Origin of the sequence: Staphylococcus sp. HMSC055C03 (assembly GCF_001809385.1) — a bacterium.
Taxonomy (GTDB): Bacteria; Bacillota; Bacilli; order Staphylococcales; family Staphylococcaceae; genus Staphylococcus; species Staphylococcus simulans.
The window spans coordinates 160,075-184,101 of the sequence record NZ_KV797514.1 but is presented as its reverse complement, the minus strand read 5'-3'; the positions used below and the strand labels follow the sequence as shown (position 1 = coordinate 184,101).

The window sequence follows — 24,027 nt, the reverse complement described above, 5'->3', positions numbered from 1 at the left end:
CATTTAATCAGAACCAACTCGCAACCTGGTTCGCATGTTTTAAGTTCTTAGCAGTAATTTCTGCAGTACGTGGAATTTCCATATAATCTAGACGTTTATCCTCCCAAGTCGTTGGCAAATCAGTCGGCGTATAAGTTCGCCATTTTTCTACCCATTCTTTCGGTAAATCTCCATGTTGAATCGGCACATCCATCAAACTCAAGAAGACATGACTCCAAGCTCTTGGAACAACGCGCCAAATGTTATATCCACCGCCACCGAACATCATGACTTTCCCATCTGTATATTCATCTGCCAACGCTTTAATATAATAGGGAATAGCATAGAGTGAATCTAAAGTACAATTCATATGAGTAAGTGGATCGAGATAGTGAATATCAACACCATGTACACTTAAAATAATATCAGGTTTGAATGATTTAACAACAGGTGTGACAGTGCGTTTAAAACAATCAATATATGAATCATCTTCTGTATAAGGTTCAAGCGGAACATTGACAGAATAACTGAAACCTTGTTCTTTGCCGCGTTCTGTATAATGACCTGAACCTGGAAATAAAAATTTACCCGTTTCATGAATGGAATAATTCAGAATTTCATTTTGTGTATAGAAGCTCCATTGCACACCGTCCCCATGATGTGCATCTGTATCTATAATCATCACTTTCATGTTATAGCGTTCAGATAAGTATTTAGCGGTAATGGCGATATCATTGTAAATACAGAAGCCATTTGCGCGGCCTGGCAATGCATGATGTAATCCTCCGCCTAAATGACATCCGTTTTTAACTTCTCCTTGAACAATCATATCAGCAAGTTTTAAAGCACCGCCTACAATACGTGCACTATGTTGATGCATATGTTTAAACTGTGATGTATCTTCGTTCGCAAAACCATATTTTTTGGATTCTACCTCACTTAAAATTCCACGAGAAGCGTGTTTAATCGCATTTACGTAGTCATAAGAATGTATAAGTGTTAATTCTTCATCTGTGGCGATTCTCGGTGTAATAATTTGACTTGAACTCAGTAATCCTGCATCGATTAACAGTTCAGTCGTCAATTTTAAGCGCATTTGATTAAAAGGATGTTCATTACTGAACCGATAGCGCATTAATTGATTTGAATAAACATACCCCGTTTGTTTTTTGTTTTGACTCATAAAATCTCCCCTTTAGTAGAAGAAGCGGTTCATAAAACGTATATCATCAAACGCCTCCATCTGGTCTAATGTGATACGTGCACCGATTCTTGCCATTAAACAGTTTGCTGGATGTCCTGTAATTTCAGGATCATCAGTTGCGAAAATCTCTAAACCCCCATGAGACATCAACTTCTGCATTAATTTTTTATATTCGTAGACATCTAATTTAGAGTTTTTCAAATCCCAGTGCCAATAGTACTCAGTTGTTAACACAATATAATCTTCAAATTCATCTTCACTTAAGCTTGTTTTAATGAGTTCATTACCTAATCCTGTACCGCGATGCGGTAAGGCTATTTCAACGGCACCAAGCTCAATTAAATAGGGCAGGTTGCCTGTAGACCAACGTTCTAATGGATCAGGATAATGATAAGTGACATATCCGACAATGGTGTTTTCATGTCGTAAGACGTAAATACGACCTTCTGGCAATTCACTAATTTCTTGAATCGCTTCAAATTGTTCGATAGGTCTTCTAAATGCATCCAAACCATCATCGTAATCCATTTGTTCAAGTTGTTTACGTGGTACAGGACCTTCAATAACATAAGTTGTATCGTGACGTGTGTATGTTTGTTTTACATACGTTTTGACATGTTCCATCTTGCCACATCCTTTTTCATATTCTCCTAAGATGAGAGTGCTAAAATTTACTTTTTCACTAAAATGATATGTTTCCACGTATTAATTTAATTATAATGGTTTTAACATAAATTTACACACAAATCAGAATTATCGCAATTATTTTTGAAAATTTACTATGATTTTTGTATAATGGTTTTTGAAAGCGATTTCAAACAAAGGGGGCAATTCAAATGAAAGTTGATATTTATAAAGGGGGAGAAGGTAATTATAACCTTCAAAACTATGACGAAACGTATCAGAACTTTGATTGGAAAGACGTAGAAAAAGCTTTTTCATGGTATGAAACAGGAAAGATCAATATGGCGTATGAATGTATTGATCGTCACGTAGATAATGGTCTAGGGGATAAAGTGGCCTTAAACTACAAAGATGCCAAACGTAAAGAAAGTTATACTTATAAAGAAATGCAGCAATTATCGAATAAAGCCGCAAACGTACTAAAAGATAAAGCGCAAGTAGAAAAAGGGGATCGTGTCTTTATCTTTATGCCAAGAACACCAGAGTTATACTTTGCGTTCTTTGGTATTTTAAAAATTGGTGCGATTGTCGGACCATTATTTGAAGCATTTATGGAAAAAGCAGTCGCTGACCGTTTAGATAATAGTGATGCGAAAGTAATTGTAACAACGAAAGATTTAGTAGATCGAATTCCAAAAGACGACTTACCAAACTTAGAGAAAATTGTCATCGTCGATAATGATGGGGTAGACGATGAATACGTAGATTTTCAACAAGAAATGGAAGATGCTAGCGATTCATTTGATATCGAATGGTTAGATCGTGAAGACGGTTTGATTTTACATTATACTTCTGGCTCTACAGGACAACCTAAAGGTGTGTTACATGTTCAAGATGCCATGATTGTACACTATATTTCAGGTAAATATGTTCTTGATTTACAAGAAGACGATATTTATTGGTGTACAGCAGACCCAGGTTGGGTAACTGGTACTTCATACGGTATTTTCGCACCTTGGCTAAACGGTGTGACAAACTGTATTGCTGGGGGACGTTTCTCTCCTGAAGCATGGTATGGCATGATTGAAGAATTTAAAGTCACAATTTGGTATACAGCACCGACAGCGTTACGTATGTTAATGAGTGCAGGAGACGACGTTGTGAAGAAATACGATTTATCATCATTAAGAGAAGTGTATTCTGTAGGTGAACCATTAAACCCAGAAGTAATTAAATGGGCAAAAGAAGTATTAGAACACACTGTTTTAGATACTTGGTGGATGACAGAAACAGGCGGTCATATGATTGTCAACTATCCTTCTATGGATGTAAAACTAGGTTCTATGGGTAAACCATTACCTGGTATTGAAGCGGCTATTGTGGATGACCAAGGTAATGAGTTACCACCGAATCGAATGGGTAACTTAGCCATTAAAAAAGGCTGGCCATCTATGATGCGTAAAATTTGGAAAAACCAAGAAAAGTATGATTCTTACTTTATTGGTGATTGGTATGTATCAGGAGATTCAGCATATCAAGATGAAGATGGATACTTCTGGTTCCAAGGTCGTGTTGATGATGTGATTATGACTGCTGGTGAACGTGTCGGACCATTCGAAGTGGAATCTAAATTAGTGGAACATCCTGCAGTCGCAGAAGCAGGTGTTATTGGTAAACCAGACCCAGTACGTGGTGAAATTATTAAAGCATTCGTTGCTTTAAATCATGGCTATGAACCAGATGATGAATTGAAAGAAGATATCAGAACATTCGTCAAACACGGTTTATCTGCGCACGCTGCACCAAGAGAAATTGAATTCAAAGATAAATTACCGAAAACACGTTCAGGTAAAATTATGAGACGTGTATTAAAAGCTTGGGAACTTGATCTTCCTGAAGGTGATTTAAGTACAATGGAAGACTAATTGTATATAAAAAACTAACAATAAAATAGGTTGATCATATGAGCGATATCAAAATAAAATCAATGTTTTGGTATCGCTTTCATTATTGCAAAATAAAGGTTTTACATAAAATTTTATCATCTATTTTTGTAATATTACCATAAAAGTAAGAATACTTAAAAATTAATGATGAATATGTTCGACAATAAATGTATATTTCGATATGATGAATGATGTAAAAGGTTTTAAAAACAGTTGAAGCAAGTCTCTATTTACTGCATTTATCTAAACGTATTTTAAAAGCGTTGAGGGCATAAAAGTACGTGGTAAATAAAGTGAACGGATGGTTGCTGAGACTGTAATTCAATTACTAAATAAGGGGCTGAATGAATTGAGTCATTTATCAGATTTGGATATCGCGAATCAAGCTACATTACAACCAATTAAAGACATTGCAGAAAAGATTGGTATTTCGGAAGATGCTTTAGAACCATATGGTCACTATAAAGCTAAAATTGACATTAACCAATTAAAAGACAATGGGGACAAAGGGAAAGTTGTTCTTGTTACTGCAATGAGTCCAACACCAGCTGGTGAAGGTAAATCAACTGTAACTGTTGGTTTAGCAGATGCCTTCCATGAATTAGGAGATAATGTCATTATGGCATTACGTGAGCCAGCATTAGGTCCAGTATTCGGTATTAAAGGTGGCGCAACTGGCGGCGGTTACGCACAAGTATTACCAATGGAAGATATCAACTTACACTTCAACGGTGACTTCCATGCGATTACAACAGCAAACAACGCGTTATCAGCATTTATTGATAACCACATCCATCAAGGTAATGCGTTAGGCATTGACCAACGTCGTATCGAATGGAAACGTGTGTTAGACATGAACGACCGTGCGTTAAGACAAGTTGTAGTAGGTCTTGGTGGACCAACACAAGGTGTTCCGCGTGAAGATGGATTCAACATCACAGTAGCATCTGAAATTATGGCGATTCTTTGCCTAAGCACTGGCTTGAAAGACTTAAAAGAAAGTATCGCTAACATTACAGTTGCATATACACGTGATCGCAAACCAGTTACGGTTGCTGATTTAGAAGTTGAAGGTGCAATTGCGATGATTCTTAAAGACGCAATCAAACCTAACTTAGTGCAATCAATCGAAGGTACACCAGCATTAATTCACGGTGGGCCATTCGCAAATATTGCACATGGTTGTAACTCAATTCTTGCAACTGAAACAGCACGTAAACTAGCTGATGTTGTGGTGACTGAAGCTGGATTCGGTTCAGACTTAGGTGCTGAAAAATTCATGAACATCAAATCACGTAAAGCAGGATTCGAACCAAGTGCTGCTGTAGTTGTTGCGACAATCCGTGCATTGAAAATGCATGGCGGCGTAGCAAAAGATGACTTGAAAGAAGAAAATGTTCAAGCAGTTAAAGACGGTTTAGAAAACTTAGCACGTCATATCAAAAACATCCGTTCATTCGGTGTAGAACCAGTCGTAGCATTAAATGCATTCGTAGCAGATACAGATGCTGAAACTAAAGTAGTTGAAGACTGGGCAAAAGAAAACAATGTACGTATTGCCTTAACTGAAGTTTGGGAAAAAGGCGGCAAAGGCGGCATTGAATTAGCTGAACAAGTGAAAGAAGTATTAAATGAAAAACATGATTTCAAAAATACTTATGAACTTGATGAACCAATTGAACAAAAAATCGAAAAAATTGTTAAAAACATCTATGGCGGTAAAAAAGTAACATTTACAAGCAAAGCACAAAAACAATTGAAACAAATTAAAGATAACGGTTGGGATAATTACCCAGTATGTATGGCTAAAACACAATATTCATTCTCAGATGATAAAGATTTATTAGGTGCGCCTGATGATTTCGAAATCACAATCAGAGAATTACAAGCTAAAACAGGTGCTGGCTTTATCGTTGCTTTAACAGGTGCGATTATGACAATGCCTGGCTTACCTAAGAAACCAGCTGCATTAAATATGGACGTTACAGAAGACGGCCATGCGAAAGGTTTATTCTAATTTAAGCTATAACTAAAACAGGCCCTGAAGTGTGAGTATATTACTCATGACTTCAGGGTCTTTTTGTCATTAAATGTGCTTCTATATTATATTTTTCTGCTTTTTCATACGTAGATTCAGAAATCAATCCTTCTACTCTCATACGCCATAGTACATAATGTTGGCGCTGTAAGCCGATTTCGAGTTCATCTTTAGGTTTAAGTGTGCCGTCTGCTTCATAAGGTGTGTAATAATAAGGACTTTGAACTAATCCGACAAGATAAGTCGCTTCCGGCAAATTCACATCACTTGGCGGTTTCCCGAATAAACTAAATGAAGCGGATCCAATACCTGTAATGTTGTCGCCATTATAATCACGTCCAAAAGGAACGATGTTCAAATACGTATATAAGATTTCTTCTTTAGTCATAATCCGTTCAAGTTTGAGTGCCAATACAATTTCATTTGCTTTACGGTTATAGGTCTTATCATTATTCAACACCTGATTCTTAATCACTTGTTGGGTAATGGTACTGCCGCCTGAAGAGACCTCTGTTTCAAATATATCTTGATAAATAGCTCTCAGTAATGCCTTAGGTAAGATTCCATCATGTTTATAATACAGTGAATCTTCAGAAGCTATTAAAGCTTTAGGTATTAAAGCATTCACGCTTTTCGGTCCAACTAACAATGGGTTTTGTGATTCATCATATTGTGATAAGAAATCCTTTTTAGCATAATTGACTTGTTCATCACCAGGTACATTCAGTACTGCCTCACGTAATTCTGTATCTGTAATATTTTCTGACTGCGCTGTCATACTCATAAAGAAACCGACTAATAAACCGGTTGCTAAACTCAAAGTCAGCAAAATAATAATGAACAGCCAAACAAAAGAATATTTAATCCGCTTATACCATTGTTCAAAGATACGAAGCGGGGTAGAAGCTAAGGGTGCATTAAGTTTGAATGGTTTCATGTTTCGCCTCCGTTAATTAAACATAGTATAGCATAATTGAATTCAAGTTGACTTTTAAAAAACAGTTGATTATAATGAATACAAATTAATATGTTTTGGATAAGGAAAAGTAACTCATTTGATTGTTTTCAGAGAACTGGTGGATGCTGCGAACCAGTAACAACAAATCAGTGAATACACCTGTTGCCTTAATAAAAAGTATCCAACGTTTGACTTAATGAACGTATCATTAATGAAAGTAACCTTTTTAAGTATGGTGGTACCGTGCAATAGATGCGCCCTTACAGAATTTTTCTGTAAGGGTTTTTTTATTTTCCAAATTTCTAAAACACAGCAAACACAAAATATGAGGAGGAATATGATATGACAAATGAATTATTACAAGACTTAGAGTGGCGTGGCCTAGTTTATCAACAAACAGATGCTGAAGGTTTAAAAGCATTATTAGATAAAGAGCAAGTGACATTATACTGTGGTGTGGACCCAACTGCTGACAGTATGCATATCGGTCATTTATTACCATTATTAACTTTACGTCGTTTCCAAGAATACGGTCATAAACCGATTGTATTAATCGGCGGCGGTACAGGTATGATTGGAGACCCATCAGGCAGAACGGACGAACGTGTTTTACAAACAGAATCACAAGTTGAAGATAACGTACGTGGTATCGGTGCACAAATGGATAAAATCTTTAATTTCTCTGGTGAAGGTGCAGCACAACTTGTTAACAATAAAGATTGGTTAAGCCAAATTTCATTAATTGATTTCTTACGTGATTACGGTAAACATGTAGGCGTGAATTACATGTTAGGTAAAGATTCAGTACAATCACGTTTAGAAAAAGGTATTTCTTACACTGAATTCACATACATGATTTTACAAGCAATTGATTTCGGTCATTTAAACCGTGAATTTAACTGTAAAGTTCAAATCGGCGGCTCTGACCAATGGGGTAATATCACAAGTGGTATCGAATTAATGCGCCGTATGTACGGTCAAACAGAAGCGTTTGGTTTCACAATTCCATTAGTTACAAAAGCAGATGGTAAGAAATTCGGTAAATCCGAATCAGGTACAGTTTGGTTAGATGCTGAAAAAACAAGCCCATACGAACTTTACCAATTCTGGATCAATACATCTGACGAAGATGTTATCAAGTTCTTAAAATACTTTACGTTCTTAGATAAAGCAGAAATTGAACAATTAGAAGCATCTAAAAATGAAGCACCTCATAAACGTGAAGCGCAAAAAGCACTTGCTGAAAATGTTGTAAGCTTTATTCATGGTCAAGCTGCCTTAGATGATGCGATTCGTATTTCAGAAGCATTATTCAGCGGTAATTTAAAAGCTTTAAGCAGTCAAGAATTACGTGAAGGCTTTAAAGATGTACCACAAGCTGCAGTCGGCCATGATACAACAAATATTGTTGATTTCATTGTAGAAGCGGGTATTTCTTCTTCTAAACGCCAAGCACGTGAAGATGTATCAAACGGTGCGATTTACATTAATGGTGAACGTCAACAGGATTTAAAATATGAAATTACTGACGAAGATAAAATTGATAATGAATTTACAATAGTACGTCGCGGTAAAAAGAAATACTTCATGGTGAAATACCAATAATATTATTATTTCAGAAATGAATATAAACAAATAAAACGCTTGAAGAGGAATGTCCTGCTTCAAGCGTTTTAATATGTGTTCAAACGATTATTTTTTACCTATACGTACATCTAGATCTTGTTTCTTGCCATCACGGATAACTTTAACTTTCAATGTATCGTCCGGCTTTTTATTTTCATATAAGTAAGATCTTAAATCACTATCATCTTTAATCGCTTTACCATCTGCTTCGATGATAATGTCTCCTTCTTTAAGTTCGCTGCTGCCTGAAGCTTTCGCCACATAGACACCATCATTACGATCAGTATCTAATTCACGTTTATAACGTTCAGGAATGTCGCTCATGTTGATTGTACCGATACCAATAGAAGGGCGTTCGACTTTACCATGTTTTACAAGTTGTTCGATTGTAATTTTCACTTCATTACTTGGAATCGCAAATCCGATACCTTCAACTTGTGCCATAGAAATTTTCATAGAGTTGATGCCGACAAGATCGCCATCTAAATTGACTAAAGCACCGCCTGAGTTACCAGGGTTGATTGCTGCATCGGTTTGTAGCACTGACACTTTATTATTACCGGCAGATGTTTGTGTTTCAATCGTACGTTCATTTGCAGAAATGATACCTGATGTCACAGTATTCGCAAATTCTAATCCTAATGGGTTACCAATCGCAAAAACGCTGTCTCCTGTTTTAACTTTTGATGAGTTTGCGAATTGGATAGCTTTAGTGCCCGGTGCATTTTCGATTTTTAATACCGCGATATCAGTTAATGCATCTTTGCCGACTAATTTAGCATCGACTTTTTTTGTATCATGTAATTGAACTTTGATTTCACTTGCACCATCCACCACATGATTGTTAGTAACGATATACGCACTGTCACCGGATTTTTGATAAATTACACCAGAACCGATACCCGCTTCTTGTGATTTACCAGCAGAGCCATTGAAGAAATCTTCTAAGCTTTGTGCTTTCTGCATATTGATTACACCAACAATAGAAGGCGAGACATCATTGATCATTTGATTAACAGATTTATACTTTGAACTTTTACCGTCTAAGACATTGCCGCCTTTACTATTTGAGGCTTCTTGTACAGTCGCACCGTCATTTGATGAATTCATCAATTTTGTGGCACCGAAGACAATTAAAGCGCTGACGATTCCCGAAAGTAAAGCGATGAGAATCACACGTAACCATGGGAACGAACGCTTAGGCGGTTGATAATTTTCGTTATAGTATTCAGTCATTGAATTCCTCCCAATATGTTTCTTTTTATTATTATCATATGTTTAGTACATAATTTCTACTATTTTGCTATGACAAACTTTATAAGATGATGACAGAATCAATAGAAGCTTGAAATAGGCTTGTTGCCAAGGGGCGGAAGTGATAGAATTTGTATAGTTAAATAAACAATTTAGTAGGTGACAGAATGTATAAATTTATCAGCAGTATTTTATATTGGATTATTGTCAAACTAAGTAAATCGCTTAAAGTTTATGGACGAGAAAATGTACCGCAACTAAATCGTTATGTGGTCACTTGCAACCATGAAAGTTATAACGAAGTGATTATGCTTGGTATGGCGCTTTACCCAAATCAAATCCATTATATGGCTAAGAAAGAGTTATTTTATAACCCGGCTTTCGGCAACTTCTTAAAATCATTAAATGCTTTTCCAGTGGATCGTGAAAATCCGGGACCAAGTACTATTAAAACACCTGTGAATTTATTGAAGAAAAATAAAACAATCGGTATGTTCCCAGCAGGACATCGTACTTCTGAAGAAACACCATTAAAACGTGGTGCAGCTACGATTGCTATGATGGCAAAAGTACCTATTGTACCTGCAGCTTATGAAGGTCCAGATAAAATTATTGGTCTAGTAACAGGCAAAGCTAAAATTATTTTCGGTGAACCGATTGATACGAACGCTTTACCAGACCATTTAAAAAAACGTCATGAAAAAGTGGACTATATTACACAAGAATTAACTAAACGTACAAGAGCCTTACAACAAGAATTAAAACAGTTACCTAAATAATAACATGACATCAAAGTCAGATGATGGTAGAGAACGCAGCTCCTTCACCGCATCTGACTTTATTTTTATGTGTTTTCAATTATTTTATATAGAGAGAGAAGGATGAACAATGTATAACTTTTTACAACGTCTTGGACGCTCATTAATGCTTCCCGTTGCCGTCTTACCAGCAGCAGCCATTATTATTGGTATCGGAAATTTATTAAAGGCTTTAGAGGTTACACCGACTTTAGCTGAATTTATTTTCCAAAGTGGTATCGCAGTTTTAGAACAACTCGGCTTACTTTTCGCGATTGGTGTGGCACTAGGTATGGCCAAAAAGAACGATGGTTCTGTGGCACTTGCGGCAGTTGTTGGTTACTTTGTTGTGACGTCAGTATTAAAAACAGAAACTTTAGCAAAAATTTTAAGTGTAAAAGAAGATAGCTTAAACATCGGTTTTACCGCTATGAATAACCAAAACGTATTTATCGGCTTAATTATCGGTTTAATTGCGGCATTTTGTTACAACAAATTCAGTGGGACCGAATTACCGACTGCTTTGTCATTCTTTAGTGGTAAGCGTTTAGTACCTATTATGACAGCATTCTTATCGGTTATTTTGACGATTATTTTATTATTTGTATGGCCATTCGTGTATAGTGGTATTATTTCATTTGGTAAATGGATTATGGATTTCGGTGCATTCGGTGCATTCCTGTACGGATTTTTCAACCGTTTATTAATTCCAACTGGATTACACCACGCATTAAATTCAGTATTCTGGTTTGATTTAGCAGGTATTAATGATATTGCGAAATTCCAAACAGGAGAAGGTGCGGTTAAAGGTATCACAGGCAGATATATGGCTGGATTCTTCCCAGTGATGATGTTTGGTGTGCCAGCAGCTGCTCTTGCTATGTATCAAACAGCGGATTCTAAACAAAAGAAACGTGTTGCTGGTTTAATGCTCGCTGGTTCGATTTCAGCCTTCTTTGTAGGTGTAACTGAACCGATCGAATTCGCATTTATGTTTGCAGCTCCAGTATTATTTGTAATTCATGCATTGTTAACAGGTTTATCTTTATTCATCGCTGCACTTTTCCATTGGACTGCAGGTTTCTCATTTAGTGCAGGACTGATTGACTTCTTATTATCATTAATCAATCCGGTTTCTAATCACCCATGGATGTTGATGGTACAAGGTGTTGTCTTCTTTGTAATTTATTATGTAGTGTTCAGAGTGGCTATTTCAGTCTTTAATTTAAATACTCCTGGTCGTGGAGATGAAAAGATTGCTGACCCTGTGGATGAAGAAGGTGTTTCAAGTGAGACGGGCAAAGGTGGCAAATATAGCGCAATGTCTACACAAATTATTTCTGGATTAGGTGGTAAAGAAAATATTACTTCACTAACGAACTGTGCTACACGTTTACGTTTAGAAGTGGCAAATATCGATCAAATCGATAAAGCGCAAATTAAACAATCCGGTGCTGCAGGTGTAACAACAAGCGGCCAACATAATGTTCAAGTCATTATCGGTACACAGGTTCAACAAGTCGCAGATGAAGTAGAAAGACAATTAGAATCAGAATAAAGTCATAAGAACGGAGACGCTTTAAGAAGAGTTGTCTCCGTTCTATTGCTTATTTATGTATAACTTTGTATAATATTAATTATTCTGAATTTTCCGAAGTAGGTGGAGAAATGAAAGCAGTATTATTTGATGTTGATGGTGTATTTTTAAGTGAAGAAAGATGTTTTGATGTTTCAGCATTAACGGTATACGAAATGCTGATGAGTCAGCACTTTTTAAAATTAATGCCGACTGTGACATTTAATTCTATTAATGACAGTGAAATCAACTTGATTCGCCAAGTTGTTTTTGATCAAGATAACATTTTAAATGCGATGAAATCTCGTGGTTTGAATTCCAACTGGGATATGTTGTTTATTGTGTTATCCATTCATTTGATAGATTTACTCAAAACGTTATCGAAAGAGGACAGGGAAGCCTTTTTAACAGCACATCCTTTTACAGATGTGACCATTCAAGAAGTAGGAGATTTGGTCGGTCGTCAACAAGTCGACTTTATGAAGCCGCTTCACTTTATCGAAAACGCAGAATCAGGTAAAACAAAAATTTACCGTGATTTACGCATCTATGCGGCAGAACAACTTGATACAAAACATACTGAGTTATTTGAAATCCGCAGTCCTTTATGGGAAATTGCACAAGAAGTATTCCAAGAATGGTATTTAGGTCATCGTTTATATCGAAAAGTTGAAGAAAAAATACCGAGAAGCGATTTTAAAACAGGTTATATTTATCATGAAGAAGAATTGGCTGAAGCGGATCAACTCAAAACTTTATTAAGTGACTTAAAAGCAGCTGGCTATACGCTCGCAGTTGCGACAGGTCGACCAAGAACGGAAACGTTAGTGCCATTTGAAGATAAAGGCTTTTTAAAATACTTTGATGAGTCACACATTGTATCAGCGAGTGAAGTGTTAAAGGCAGAAGAAATGTTCCCTGAACTTAAACCATTAGGTAAACCGAACCCGTTTTGTTATGTTGCCGCATATAACGGTAATAATGAAGCGGATTATCAAAATTATGCCGAACAACAAGAACAGGTATTTGCTGGAGAAGAGATATACATAGTCGGTGACTCTCTTGCAGATTTATTCAGTGCACAAAAGACAGGTGCAACGTTTATCGGTACTTTAACCGGTTTAAAAGGTAAAAAAGCGAAAGAAGAATTAGAATCATATCACGCAGATTATATTGTGGGTAATGTATTAGATATTCGTTCAATTTTATTGTAATGAAAAACCGGCAAACTTGGATATTATTTCCAGTTTGCCGGTATTTTTGTGATTATTATTTATTTAAGTCTACAAATTGAATAGATTCAAATCCATCGATTTGATGTAATGCAGCGATAACTTCGTCAGAAACAGGCATATCGACTGAGATAATCATCATCGCATTACCGCCTTGTGTAGTACGTCCTAAGTGCATAGAAGCGATGTTGATATCATATTCACCTAAAATTTGTCCTGTGCGTCCTACGATACCTGGACGGTCTTGGTGATGAATGACTAATTGATATTTTTCTGGTTTGAAATCAACAGGGTAGTCATTGATTTGAACGATACGTGGACCATAGCCGTTTAAGACAGTGGCACCGACTGTTACTTTACGATCACGGTTAATCATTGTTAATTCAATATAGTTGTTGAATGAACGTGATTTCGCATCTTTTTCCACATTATAAACAACGTTTTGTTCATTTAATAAGAAGAGGGCATTAACCAAGTTTACACGTTCAGCTAGATCTTGAGATAAAATTCCTTTAGCAATCGTACGTGTTAAAATATTTGTATCTTCTTTAACTAATTCACCGCTGAATTTAATTTTCAATTCACGTGGTGCTTTACCTAATAATTGGATACATACTTTGCCGACCATATCACATAAGTTCAAGTATTCTTGTAACTCATTATCTTCTTCGCCAAAAATCATTTTTGGTGCATTGACCGCATGTCGGACATTACCTGTGTGGAAGAATTCTTCTATTTCATTTGAAACAGAGACGGCCACTTTTTCTTGAGCTTCAACTGTTGAAGCACCTAAGTGCGGTGTTACAACAATTTTATCGTGTTTAGTTAAAGGTGAATCAGTTGCAGGTTCATGTTCAAATACGTCAATAGCAGCACGTGCAATTAAACCTTTATCTAAAGCATCAACTAAAGCTTGTTCATCAATAATACCGCCACGTGCAACGTTGATGATTTGTAAATTAGGTTTTGCTTGAGCAAAGAAATCAGCATTGATTAAACCTTTCGTTTTAGGTGTCAGTGGGGTATGGACTGTTACAAAATCAGCACGTTGTGCAATTTCATCAACTGAGGCACGCTCGATATCTAGTTCTTTTGCTTTTTCAGCAGTTAAGTAAGGATCAAATGCGATAATTTTCATACCAAAACTTTTCGCACGTTTAGCGACACCTAGACCAATACGTCCTGTACCGATGATACCAAGTGTTTTATGATACAACTCTGTACCCTTAAATTGAGAACGATTCCATTTACCTTCTTTTAATGATTGGTTGGCTTCAGGTATTTGACGCGCCATCGCAAGTATCATTGCCATTGAATGTTCTGTTGCTGAAATAGTATTACCATCAGGGGCATTAATCACTAATACACCATGCTTTGTAGCTGCGTCTCTATCAATGTTATCGACACCGACACCTGCACGTGCAATGATTTTTAAATTTTCAGCAGCTTCAATGACTTCAGGTGTTACTTGTGTCTGGCTTCGTATGATTAAACCGTCATATGCTTTAATTTTTTCTATTAGTTCATCAGGAGAAAGTCCTGTATCAATATCTACTTCGAAATCTGGATCGTCTAATAAAGTTTGTAAACCATCTTTAGCGATGGGATCTGATACTAAAATTTTATACATAAGCTTTTACCACCTCTAAATATGCTGTAGTACCTTTGCCGATATATGTTTGATGACGTATTTCTGAAAGTACAATTTCTAATGCGCTGATGCATTGTAAAATGTCGGCAGTATCGATTTGACCTAAATGACCAATACGTAGAATTTGACCTTTTAATTTACCTTGACCGCCAGCAATTGTGATATTGAAACGGTCTAGTAATTCATTTTTAATCGTTGTGACTTCGCTTGGAGAATTTGGCACAAATGCGGTTACAGTTGGTGAAGCAAATTCATCTTTAACAAGTAATGGCAAGTCTAAAGCTTTTAATGCAGCTCTTAAACCATCTCTGATGACGTTATGACGTTCAATTACGTTTTCAAAGCCTTGTTCTTCAATCCAATCTGCATAGGCAGCGACACCTTTATACAGACTCACATTCGGTGTAAATGGTGTTGAATTTTTTTCAGCAGAAGCAATATATTTATTGAAGTCTAAATAAAAACGAGGTGTTTTAACTTCTGCAAAACGTGCTTTAGCGCGGTCAGAATAAGCCGCAAATGCCAAGCCTGGTGGTAACATGATTGCTTTTTGACTTCCTGACACTAAGACATCAATGTAGTCACGTTTTAAGTTGACATCTACAGCCCCGACACAGCTTACACCGTCTACTACAAAGTATATTTCTGGGAAGTTTTTGTGAATCGCTTTACCCAATTCATGAATAGGGTGAAGGACAGAAGTCGATGTTTCACAATATTGACTGTAAACGGCAGTTACAGGTTCTGGTAATGCTTTTAGATATTGAATAAATGCCTCAACGTCTACTGCTGCTCCCCAAGCTACTTCAAAGACATGTACATTTTTAAAATATGTTTGAGCGATTTGTTTATAACGATTACCAAAGGCACCAGAAACAATTACAGCCACATGGTCATTCGGATTTAACAGATTAACCATACTTGCTTCTAAAGCGCTTGTCCCACTGGAAGTAAAGATTAAAACGTCGTTTTCAGCCCCGAATACAGGTTTTAACCCTTTATATGCTTTTTCTGCGATTGCTTCAAATTCTTTTGTGCGATGACCAATCATCGGTTCTTGAATGACGCGTTGAATGCGTTCAGGAATCGGAGTTGGTCCAGGTGTCAATAACAATGGATGATGATACATATAGATTTCCCCCTAATGTAAGATTCATTAATCTTACCAAATATTCTGAAAATAATAAAGGCAATTTAAGTATACTTTTACTTAAAATTGATGATTTTATATTAAACTGATATTGTAAGCGTTTTAATATAAAATAACAAGCAACCCAACCAAAGTTGGGTCACTGTTATAGAATGACTGCATCGATTTCAATCTCAACATTACCTCTGATTGAATTAGATATCATGCAGTTATTGTCAGCAATTTTTAAAAGTTTATCTAATCTTTTTTCGAGTGCTTCTTTTTGATCAGCATCAACAGTAATTTTAGGATGATGCGTAATTTTCTCCATTTTGAATTTGCCGTTATTGAGAGAAGCGGTCCCGACTGAAGATTGGTTAATAGAAATATCAGTGAAATGCGCACGTTCTAGAGTTGCTGCTAATGAAATGATATAACAAGAAGAGGCAGCAGCAATCAACATTTCATCTGGATTTGTACCTTCGCCAATACCTCCAAGCGAGCTTGGAATAGAAATAGACTCGTTTAAAACATCGCCTTTAACAGTGCCAGTTTCATCTCTGCCGCCGCTCCATTGTGTTGTCACAATAAAATCATGTTCTGCCATATCTCTTTGACCTCCGTTTAAATTATGATAGATTGTTTTTACAATCATATTAAAAGGGTGAATAACATGGAAAAAGTCATTCCGAGTGAGGATTTTCAAATTATTGCACATCGTGGATTTTCATTAGACTATCCAGAAAATACGTTACTGGCTTATAAAGCAGCATTGAACGCTTCAGTAGATATGCTAGAAATTGATGTGCATTTAACTAAAGATCATCAACTCGTTGTTATCCATGATGATAAAATAGATCGAACTTCTAATGGAAGTGGGTATGTTAAAGATTATACGCGAGATGAATTAAAAAGCTATGATTTCGGTTCATGGAAAGATGCGACATTTATAGGCGCAAAGATTATGACATTTAAAGAAGTCGCAAAGTTAGTTGAACCACATGATACGACTTTACTGATTGAGATTAAGAAGCCAAGTAAATATCCAAATATAGAAGAACAATTATTAAAAGAAATAGAAGATGCCCATTTAGATGCAGATAAGGTCATTATCCAATCATTTGATGAAAGAAGTATAGAGAAAATTTCTAAACTTACACGAAAGTATTCTCTTGGTGTGTTGTTAAGTAAGAAAAAATATTTGTTTAAAATGCCGAATTTTAATAAATTAGCTAAATTTTGTGAGTATGCTAATCCTAATTATGAACTCGTTAACCAAAAGTTTATAGAAAGGGCACACTTGCATCACTTAAAAGTATTGCCTTATACAGTCAATGATATCAATGATATTAGAAAACTAATGATTGATGGGGTAGATGGCATCATTACAGATGGCCCAAATCATTATTTTGAATTAGATTGATTAATTAGAATACCACTTGTATAATTAAATTATCTAATTAACAGAAGGGAAGATAAGAGAAGAACGATTGAGAACTCATATCTGTTTTTCTCGAACAACGATGAAATTTAACCTCAAACCCATCCAAAGACTGGATAAAAAAGAGTTATTAAGCTGGGTAATCATCATTATAGGAGTTACTATCTATAGAGTAGTAAAACGAAAAAAAGCCAAAGCGCATCGTGCATAATAAAAGGATGTCTGATTTTACAGGCATCCTTTATTTTTTATTCATTTTTATGTCTGATATATTGAATCGTTCATTAATCATGTTATAAGCCCAAGGCAGATACTTTGTGAAACCATAAAAGAATCCAAATAACGCAAAAATCGCTTCACCATTATCTTGGGTAATTGATAATAAAATCAAAGTACTAACAAATACATACACGTTAACCACTAAAACGATAAACGCAAAACTTTTTATTACGTTATCTACTTCGTCATTTTTAAAATATTGATACGTCATAATAATAGCTGAAAGTACAAAAGAAATCGCAAGGGATAAAGATAATGCAAAGCCGAAGTTGGCTATAAAAGCATCAATGATCACTTTTAATATTGATTTTTCAAAATAACTTTTATCAAAGTATTCAGTAAAACTTGGTAAGAAGATGAAACCAGAAACAAGATAAACACCAGCTAGTATCATAATCAATCTATTATTTTTCAACCAGTTTTTCACGTTGCACATCTCCTTCTATTTAGTAATTATATTATGACGCAAACAACTGAATAATACTAGCGCTTATAAAAGGGAAGGGGAAAATTAACATAAAAAATACTGCACCTTTTGAAAAGATGCAGTATCGAAATCTCGAAATTATTATTTACCTGAGTAGTACTCAATGATAAGTTGTTCGTTGATTTCAGCTGGTAATTCGCTACGTTCTGGAATACGTACGAAAGTACCTGATAATTTTTCTTCGTCGAATTCTAAGTATTCTGGTACGAAGTTGTTGATTTCAACTGATTCAAGGATGATGTCTAGTTTTTGAGATTTTTCTCTAACTGAGATCACTTGACCTGGTTTTAAAGTGTATGATGGGATATCAACGCGACCACCATCTACTTCGATGTGTCCGTGGTTTACTAATTGACGTGCTTGACGACGTGTACGTGCTAAACCTAAAGCATATACAACTGCGTCTAAACGACGAGCAAGTAAACGCATGAAGTTTTCACCGTGAACACCAGATTGTTTACCAGCGATATCGAATGTGTTACGGAATTGTCTTTCAGTGATTCCGTATAAGTAACGTAATTTTTGTTTTTCACGTAATTGAATCGCATATTCTGATAATTTTTTTCTTTGGTTTGGACCATGTTGACCTGGTGCGTAAGGGCGTTTTTCTAACTCTTTACCAGTACCGCTTAAAGAGATACCTAAACGACGAGATTTTTTCCAGTTTGAACCTGTAAATCGAGCCATGTTAAGACTCCTCCTTTTGTTTTTTGTAGTTGTTATGAAAAAACAAAGAAGAGTATTGTATGCTTAATAGGATATATTGTTTTGTGTGTCCTCGCCTCATAGCTCCGGTTACACGGCACGTCCGCGTTGGGAACAACATAGAGCCTATTAATATACAATTGCTACTTTCGTTATTTCACACAAAGAGTATTGTACCATTATGACGAATAAAGTCAAGGGTTTATCTATATTTCCATGCAAAACAATTATTTCACTGTTCGTGCAATTTGTTCTTCAAGAATTTTCATTAATGAGACTAGGCCTTCTTCATCAGTTTGAGTAAAGCGTCCTGTGATCGGTGCATCAATATCTAATAAACCGATGACTTCACCGTCGCGATGCAATGGAATGACAATTTCTGATCGGCTACGTGCATCACATGCGATGTGACCAGGGAATTGGTGAACATCTTCTACACGTTGAACGATATCTTTTTCAACAGATGTTCCGCAAACACCACTGCCGACTTGAATAGGTGTACAAGCAGGTCTGCCTTGGAAGGGTCCTAAAATGAGTTGTCCCGCTTCCATTAAATAAAAACCAATCCAATTAATATTATCTAAGTTTTCGTTTAAAAGGGCAGAAGTATTACTTAGCAAAGTGATTAAATATTTTTCATCTGCATTTAAACCTTTCATTTGTTGTGCAATTGATTGGTAGTTTGTCGTCGTTTGTTTCATAAATAATGACCTCTTTTCTGTCTAGCATTTTCCATATTATAATATGGACATCTATAAGACTTCAATTTAAGGTGCTTAATCAGCAATTTGTATAAAGAAAATTAATATTTTATTTTAATGAGGCAAGAAATTACGCTATAATGAGAAGTGATTAAATAGGAGGAGAAAACAATGGCACTGTATATCATCTTAGCAATTATAATTATTGCACTTATAATTGTCGGTATCATGTTCTATCTCCGTTCTTCAAAACGTCAAGTGGTCGAAAAAACCGAAGAGCGCAAGATAGAGGTTGAGAAACTAACATTAGACGATCGTCTGAGAGAGTTGGACGATTTAACCCTTGAGGGTGAAACACAACTAGAATATGACCGCTTAAAGCGCGAATCATTAAAAAATACTAATGATAATTTAAGTCCGGTTGAAGAGAAAATTCATAATGCGGAAGAAAACTTTGATAAATTCAAATTTGCTGCAGCACAAGCTGAGTTAGACGATGCAAACGCATTAATGGATCGTTATGAAAGTCAACATGCAAAATTAACTGAAGAAGTTGAAAACATTTTAGCTTTGCATAAAGAAAGTGACCGCTTATTTGAAGAAAGCAAAGTTGCATACCGTGAAATGAAACGTGATGTTTTAGCAAACCGTCATCAATTCGGTGAAGCGGCAGCACCATTAGAAAAAGAAATTGAGTTGTTCGAACCAGAGCTTGTTAAGTATACTGAGTTAAAAGAAGAGGGGAACTACAAACAAGCTTATGAGCATATTAAAACGCTTAACGAAGACATCAATTACTTACAAAAAGATATGCAAGAAATTCCAGAATTAATCCGAGAAGCGCAAAAAGAACTTCCAGGTCAATTCCAAGACTTGAAATATGGTTGCAGAGACTTGAAAGTTGAAGGCTATGATTTAGACCATGTTAAAGTCGACAGTAACTTACAATCAATGAAAACAGAGTTGAGCTTTGTTGAGCCGATGATCAGTCGTTTAGAACTTGAAGAAGCAAACGACAAATTAAACGCTATCAATGATCAACTTGATGAAATGTATGATTTAATCGAGCATGAAGTGAAATCGAAAAATAAAGTAGATGAAACGAAAGAAGTTATCACAAATGACTTGTTCCGTGCGAAAGATACAAATTATACATTACAAACGGAAATTGAATATGTACGTGAAAATTACTATATCAATGAGACAGACATTCAAAATGTACGTCAATTTGAAAATGAAATTCAAAACTTGATTTCAGTTTATGATGAAATTTTAAGAGAAATGTCAAAATCGACAGTACGTTATAGTGAAGTTCAAGACAACTTAGCGTATATCGAAGATCACGTTAAAGTGATTAATGAAAAACAAGAAAAACTTCAAAATCATTTAATTCAATTACGTGAAGATGAAGCTGAAGCAGAAGATAACTTGTTACGTGTACAAAGTAAGAAAGAAGAAATTTATCGTAAGTTATTAGCTTCTAACTTAACAAGTGTTCCAGAACGCTTCATTATTATGAAAAACGAAATTGACCATGAAGTACGTGAAATCAACAGTCAGTTTGATGAACGTCCAATCCATGTGAAGCATTTGAAAGATAAAGTTACAAAAGTTGTCTTACAAATGAATAATTTCGAAAATGAAGCAATGGATGTTTTAGTCAATGCAGTTCTTGCTGAAAAATTAATCCAGTATGGTAACCGTTATCGTAAAGATGACAGCAGCATTGATAAGAGCTTGAATGAAGCAGAACGTCTATTTAAAAATAATAGATACAAACGTGCGATTGAAATTGCAGAACAAGCTTTAGATTCAGTAGATCCAGGGATTTCACAACGTATTGAAGATGAAGTTGTTTCACAAAGTCAAATTTAGTACTTTATACAAGAAGGCGAGAGCAGTATTTTGTTCTCGCCTTCTTTTTGCTTATTGAGAATTCATTGATTTGTGGTAAAATATTAAAATTGGAACAAAAGACTCAAAAAGATAGAATTCATTAAGTGGAAGTGACGAAAAGTGATTTATTTAGATAATGCAGCGACTACAAAACCTGCACAAGATGTGTTAGACACCTTTGTTAAAGTCAACCAAGATTTATATTTTAATCCGAATAGTCCACACCAAGCAGGTTTGCAAGCTGAACAATTGTTGAAACAAGCAAAGCTACAAATCAACCAAATTCTGAACTTAGAAGATAGATACGATATTATTTTTACAAGTGGTGCGACAGAATCCAATAATATGGCATTAAAAGGTGCTGCTTATAACCGAAAACCTTATGCTGATGAAATTATTGTTTCTGTTTTAGAACATCCATCAGTGTTAGAAGTGATGCGTCACTTAGAAGAAGAAGGGTTTAAATTACGTTATGTGAATGTGACAAAAGCAGGCACCATTGATTTAGAACACTTAAAATCATTGATGAATCCGAATGTTGGTCTTGTCACATGTATGCACGTTAATAATATTACTGGCAAAATTCAACCGATTGAAGCGATTGCGGAAATACTTGAAGCGTATCCAAAAGCACATTTTCATGTGGATGCTGTGCAAGCTATCGGAAAAACTCCTTTACACTTTAATGGTGTAGACAGTGTTAGTTTTAGCGGTCATAAGTTTAATGGCTTAAAAGGACAGGGTTTATTATTAGTACGTAATATTCATAACCTTGAACCTGTGATTCATGGCGGTGGCCAAGAATATGGTTTAAGAAGCGGAACAGTTAATTTACCGGTAGATATTGCGATTGTTAAAGCATTGAAACATGCTGTAAGCGAACAAGAACAACTGAATTCAAGATTGACTGAATGGAATGAAGACTTACGAAACTTCTTTAAAGCGTATCCAGGGGTACATGTGAATTCACCACATCAAAGTGCACCACATATTCTAAATGTTGGATTTGATGGCGTGAAAGGGGAAGTATTAGTCAATGCTTTCTCAAAACAAGGTATCATGTTATCTACAACAAGTGCATGTTCATCAAAACATAGTCGTTTAAATGAAGTGTTACTAGCGATGGGGATCAGTGAATCAAGAATTGAAGGCAGTATTCGTATTTCTATGGGTGCAATAACGACTGAATCAGACATTGAAGGATTTAAAGAAGCGTTTAAAATTGTTTATGAAGAAATGAAGGAGTTGTTAAAAAAATGATCTATGATCATATTTTAGTGCGTTATGGTGAACTAACGCTTAAAGGTGCGAACCGAAAAATGTTTGTGAACCGTTTACGTTCAAATGTCAAACAGGCTTTAATGCCGCTTCAAGGCTACCATGTTAAAGCAAACCGAGACAGAATGTATATTGAAGTCACACCTGAAGCGGATATCGAAGAAATTATGCGTCGTATTAGCCAAGTATTTGGTGTGAAGTCCATCAGTCCTGTGATGAAGCTTGAAAAAGATTTAGAAGTAGTGAAAAAACAAGCAAGTGAATTTGCGAAAGCCTATGCAGACGGAGATTCATTCAAAATCGATGTGAAACGTGCGGACAAGCAATTTCCATATGATACGTATCAATTACAACGTATGCTTGGCGGGGCAGTGTTAGAAAACAATGAACAAGTCCATGTAAATGTTAAACAACCAGATCATGTCATTAAAACAGAAGTACGCTTAGATGCAATTTATATTTATGACCGTGTGATTGATGGCGTTGGCGGATTACCAGTTGGTACAGGCGGTAAAACATTATTAATGTTGTCAGGCGGTATTGATTCACCAGTAGCAGGTATGGAAATCATGCGTCGTGGTGTAACAGTAGAAGCCATTCATTTCCATAGTCCGCCATTTACAAGTGAAAAAGCTAAAGAAAAAGTCATTGAACTAACGCGTATCTTAGCTGAACGTGTAGGGCCGATCAAATTGCACATCGTTCCATTTACAGAAGTTCAAAAACAAATTCATAAAGTAGTCCATGAACGCTATACTATGACATCTACAAGAAGAATGATGATGAGCATTGCTGATAAAGTAGTACATCAAATTGGCGCAGATGCGATTGTTAATGGTGAAAACTTAGGACAAGTTGCCAGCCAAACACTTAAAAGTATGTATGCGATTAACCATGTTACTTCAACGCCAGTCTTACGTCCATTATTAACTTTAGATAAAGAAGAAATTGTCATTAAAGCAAAACAATATGGTACGTTTGAAACATCAATTCAACCATTTGAAGATTGCTGTACAATTTTCACTCCTAAAAACCCGGTTACAGAACCTGATTTTGAAAAAGTAGAACGCTATGAAAGTGTATTTGACTTTAGTGAAATGATTGATCGTGCTGTAGAAGGTATTGAAACTATTGAAGTCACTAAAAATTATCAAAGTCAAAAAGACAAAACAACAGAAGCGTTAATGGAAGATTTATTCTAAGTAATATGTGAGTAAAAAGGGGTA

General features: G+C 35.8%; 20 protein-coding genes. 10 read left to right on the top strand and 10 right to left on the bottom strand.

Translation table 11 applies throughout. The features are described 5' to 3' along the window. Nucleotides 1–7: 7 nt before the first annotated feature. Nucleotides 8–1,162: an acetoin utilization protein AcuC gene (locus HMPREF2603_RS11265; RefSeq protein ID WP_060804814.1), complete on the bottom strand. Its 1,155-nt coding sequence runs from the start codon at nt 1,160–1,162 to the stop codon at nt 8–10. Nucleotides 1,163–1,174: 12 nt separating this feature from the next. After that, the gene (locus HMPREF2603_RS11260) at nt 1,175–1,807 is read right to left on the bottom strand and encodes a GNAT family N-acetyltransferase (RefSeq protein WP_002481208.1); all 633 of its coding nucleotides are present in this window, start codon (nt 1,805–1,807) and stop codon (nt 1,175–1,177) included. Between the two features lie 212 nt (nt 1,808–2,019). Between HMPREF2603_RS11260 and acsA the strand changes: the two genes are divergently transcribed. Beyond that, nucleotides 2,020–3,732, top strand: coding sequence for an acetate--CoA ligase (gene acsA, locus HMPREF2603_RS11255; protein WP_002481207.1), 1,713 nt, complete (start codon nt 2,020–2,022; stop codon nt 3,730–3,732). A gap of 370 nt (nt 3,733–4,102) precedes the next feature. Then, nucleotides 4,103–5,770: a formate--tetrahydrofolate ligase gene (locus HMPREF2603_RS11250; protein ID WP_023015981.1), complete on the top strand. Its 1,668-nt coding sequence runs from the start codon at nt 4,103–4,105 to the stop codon at nt 5,768–5,770. Nucleotides 5,771–5,822: 52 nt separating this feature from the next. Here HMPREF2603_RS11250 and HMPREF2603_RS11245 read toward each other — a convergent pair whose 3' ends face one another. Further along, nucleotides 5,823–6,728 (bottom strand): biosynthetic peptidoglycan transglycosylase, encoded by a 906-nt coding sequence (locus tag HMPREF2603_RS11245; RefSeq protein WP_060804813.1) that lies wholly within the window; start codon nt 6,726–6,728, stop codon nt 5,823–5,825. Between the two features lie 363 nt (nt 6,729–7,091). Here HMPREF2603_RS11245 and tyrS point away from each other — a divergent pair, with 363 nt between their 5' ends. Then, entirely contained in the window at nt 7,092–8,354 is a 1,263-nt protein-coding gene (tyrS, locus tag HMPREF2603_RS11240) for a tyrosine--tRNA ligase (protein ID WP_060804812.1), read from the top strand. A gap of 87 nt (nt 8,355–8,441) precedes the next feature. Here tyrS and HMPREF2603_RS11235 read toward each other — a convergent pair whose 3' ends face one another. After that, nucleotides 8,442–9,626 carry a S1C family serine protease gene (locus tag HMPREF2603_RS11235; protein ID WP_398574949.1) on the bottom strand — a complete coding sequence of 395 codons (1,185 nt, stop codon included), beginning with the start codon at nt 9,624–9,626 and terminating at the stop codon, nt 8,442–8,444. Nucleotides 9,627–9,796: 170 nt separating this feature from the next. Between HMPREF2603_RS11235 and HMPREF2603_RS11230 the strand changes: the two genes are divergently transcribed. The 3 genes from HMPREF2603_RS11230 (at nt 9,797) to HMPREF2603_RS11220 (ending at nt 13,216) form a co-directional block, all read left to right on the top strand. Then, complete coding sequence (locus tag HMPREF2603_RS11230; protein WP_002481202.1) at nt 9,797–10,408, top strand: lysophospholipid acyltransferase family protein; 612 nt, start codon at nt 9,797–9,799, stop codon at nt 10,406–10,408. A gap of 109 nt (nt 10,409–10,517) precedes the next feature. Then, entirely contained in the window at nt 10,518–11,984 is a 1,467-nt protein-coding gene (nagE, locus tag HMPREF2603_RS11225; protein ID WP_060804810.1) for an N-acetylglucosamine-specific PTS transporter subunit IIBC, read from the top strand. 110 nt (nt 11,985–12,094) lie between these two features. After that, complete coding sequence (locus tag HMPREF2603_RS11220) at nt 12,095–13,216, top strand: HAD family hydrolase (RefSeq protein ID WP_060804809.1); 1,122 nt, start codon at nt 12,095–12,097, stop codon at nt 13,214–13,216. Nucleotides 13,217–13,271: 55 nt separating this feature from the next. Here HMPREF2603_RS11220 and serA read toward each other — a convergent pair whose 3' ends face one another. The 3 genes from serA to HMPREF2603_RS11205 form a co-directional block, all read right to left on the bottom strand. Further along, nucleotides 13,272–14,864, bottom strand: coding sequence for a phosphoglycerate dehydrogenase (gene serA / locus HMPREF2603_RS11215; RefSeq protein ID WP_002481199.1), 1,593 nt, complete (start codon nt 14,862–14,864; stop codon nt 13,272–13,274). Continuing rightward, entirely contained in the window at nt 14,857–16,014 is a 1,158-nt protein-coding gene (locus HMPREF2603_RS11210; protein ID WP_060804808.1) for a pyridoxal-phosphate-dependent aminotransferase family protein, read from the bottom strand. Before HMPREF2603_RS11210 ends, serA begins: the two co-directional genes overlap by 8 nt. A gap of 166 nt (nt 16,015–16,180) precedes the next feature. Next, nucleotides 16,181–16,621, bottom strand: coding sequence for an OsmC family protein (locus HMPREF2603_RS11205; protein ID WP_060804807.1), 441 nt, complete (start codon nt 16,619–16,621; stop codon nt 16,181–16,183). Between the two features lie 66 nt (nt 16,622–16,687). On the opposite strand from HMPREF2603_RS11205, the gene HMPREF2603_RS11200 reads away from it, so the two are divergent. Then, nucleotides 16,688–17,437, top strand: coding sequence for a glycerophosphodiester phosphodiesterase (locus HMPREF2603_RS11200; RefSeq protein WP_002481196.1), 750 nt, complete (start codon nt 16,688–16,690; stop codon nt 17,435–17,437). Nucleotides 17,438–17,696: 259 nt separating this feature from the next. On the opposite strand, the gene HMPREF2603_RS11195 is transcribed toward HMPREF2603_RS11200, so the two are convergent. The 3 genes from HMPREF2603_RS11195 to HMPREF2603_RS11185 all read right to left on the bottom strand — a co-directional run bounded on the left by HMPREF2603_RS11195 (nt 17,697) and on the right by HMPREF2603_RS11185 (nt 19,627). After that, entirely contained in the window at nt 17,697–18,161 is a 465-nt protein-coding gene (locus HMPREF2603_RS11195; protein WP_002481195.1) for a hypothetical protein, read from the bottom strand. Nucleotides 18,162–18,302: 141 nt separating this feature from the next. After that, a complete protein-coding gene (gene rpsD / locus HMPREF2603_RS11190) occupies nt 18,303–18,908 on the bottom strand; it encodes a 30S ribosomal protein S4 (RefSeq protein WP_060804806.1) in 606 nt (201 codons plus the stop codon). Between the two features lie 245 nt (nt 18,909–19,153). Next, complete coding sequence (locus tag HMPREF2603_RS11185; protein WP_002481193.1) at nt 19,154–19,627, bottom strand: GAF domain-containing protein; 474 nt, start codon at nt 19,625–19,627, stop codon at nt 19,154–19,156. A gap of 171 nt (nt 19,628–19,798) precedes the next feature. On the opposite strand from HMPREF2603_RS11185, the gene ezrA reads away from it, so the two are divergent. The 3 genes from ezrA (at nt 19,799) to thiI (ending at nt 24,003) form a co-directional block, all read left to right on the top strand. Then, entirely contained in the window at nt 19,799–21,502 is a 1,704-nt protein-coding gene (gene ezrA, locus HMPREF2603_RS11180) for a septation ring formation regulator EzrA (protein WP_002481192.1), read from the top strand. A 141-nt stretch (nt 21,503–21,643) separates the two neighbouring features. After that, complete coding sequence (locus HMPREF2603_RS11175; protein WP_060804805.1) at nt 21,644–22,783, top strand: cysteine desulfurase family protein; 1,140 nt, start codon at nt 21,644–21,646, stop codon at nt 22,781–22,783. Then, nucleotides 22,780–24,003 carry a tRNA uracil 4-sulfurtransferase ThiI gene (gene thiI, locus HMPREF2603_RS11170; RefSeq protein WP_060804804.1) on the top strand — a complete coding sequence of 408 codons (1,224 nt, stop codon included), beginning with the start codon at nt 22,780–22,782 and terminating at the stop codon, nt 24,001–24,003. The genes HMPREF2603_RS11175 and thiI overlap by 4 nt, the downstream gene beginning before the upstream one ends. Nucleotides 24,004–24,027 lie beyond the last annotated feature (24 nt).

Excerpts from the sequence above, each read along its gene's own strand:
- HMPREF2603_RS11265 (WP_060804814.1), bottom strand. The coding sequence starts at position 1,162 with ATGAGTCAAAACAAAAAACAAACGGGGTATGTTTATTCAAATCAATTA.
- HMPREF2603_RS11260 (WP_002481208.1), bottom strand. The coding sequence starts at position 1,807 with ATGGAACATGTCAAAACGTATGTAAAACAAACATACACACGTCACGAT.
- acsA (WP_002481207.1), top strand. The coding sequence starts at position 2,020 with ATGAAAGTTGATATTTATAAAGGGGGAGAAGGTAATTATAACCTTCAA.
- HMPREF2603_RS11245 (WP_060804813.1), bottom strand. The coding sequence starts at position 6,728 with ATGAAACCATTCAAACTTAATGCACCCTTAGCTTCTACCCCGCTTCGT.
- tyrS (WP_060804812.1), top strand. The coding sequence starts at position 7,092 with ATGACAAATGAATTATTACAAGACTTAGAGTGGCGTGGCCTAGTTTAT.
- HMPREF2603_RS11230 (WP_002481202.1), top strand. The coding sequence starts at position 9,797 with ATGTATAAATTTATCAGCAGTATTTTATATTGGATTATTGTCAAACTA.
- nagE (WP_060804810.1), top strand. The coding sequence starts at position 10,518 with ATGTATAACTTTTTACAACGTCTTGGACGCTCATTAATGCTTCCCGTT.
- HMPREF2603_RS11220 (WP_060804809.1), top strand. The coding sequence starts at position 12,095 with ATGAAAGCAGTATTATTTGATGTTGATGGTGTATTTTTAAGTGAAGAA.
- serA (WP_002481199.1), bottom strand. The coding sequence starts at position 14,864 with ATGTATAAAATTTTAGTATCAGATCCCATCGCTAAAGATGGTTTACAA.
- HMPREF2603_RS11210 (WP_060804808.1), bottom strand. The coding sequence starts at position 16,014 with ATGTATCATCATCCATTGTTATTGACACCTGGACCAACTCCGATTCCT.
- HMPREF2603_RS11205 (WP_060804807.1), bottom strand. The coding sequence starts at position 16,621 with ATGGCAGAACATGATTTTATTGTGACAACACAATGGAGCGGCGGCAGA.
- HMPREF2603_RS11200 (WP_002481196.1), top strand. The coding sequence starts at position 16,688 with ATGGAAAAAGTCATTCCGAGTGAGGATTTTCAAATTATTGCACATCGT.
- rpsD (WP_060804806.1), bottom strand. The coding sequence starts at position 18,908 with ATGGCTCGATTTACAGGTTCAAACTGGAAAAAATCTCGTCGTTTAGGT.
- HMPREF2603_RS11185 (WP_002481193.1), bottom strand. The coding sequence starts at position 19,627 with ATGAAACAAACGACGACAAACTACCAATCAATTGCACAACAAATGAAA.
- ezrA (WP_002481192.1), top strand. The coding sequence starts at position 19,799 with ATGGCACTGTATATCATCTTAGCAATTATAATTATTGCACTTATAATT.
- thiI (WP_060804804.1), top strand. The coding sequence starts at position 22,780 with ATGATCTATGATCATATTTTAGTGCGTTATGGTGAACTAACGCTTAAA.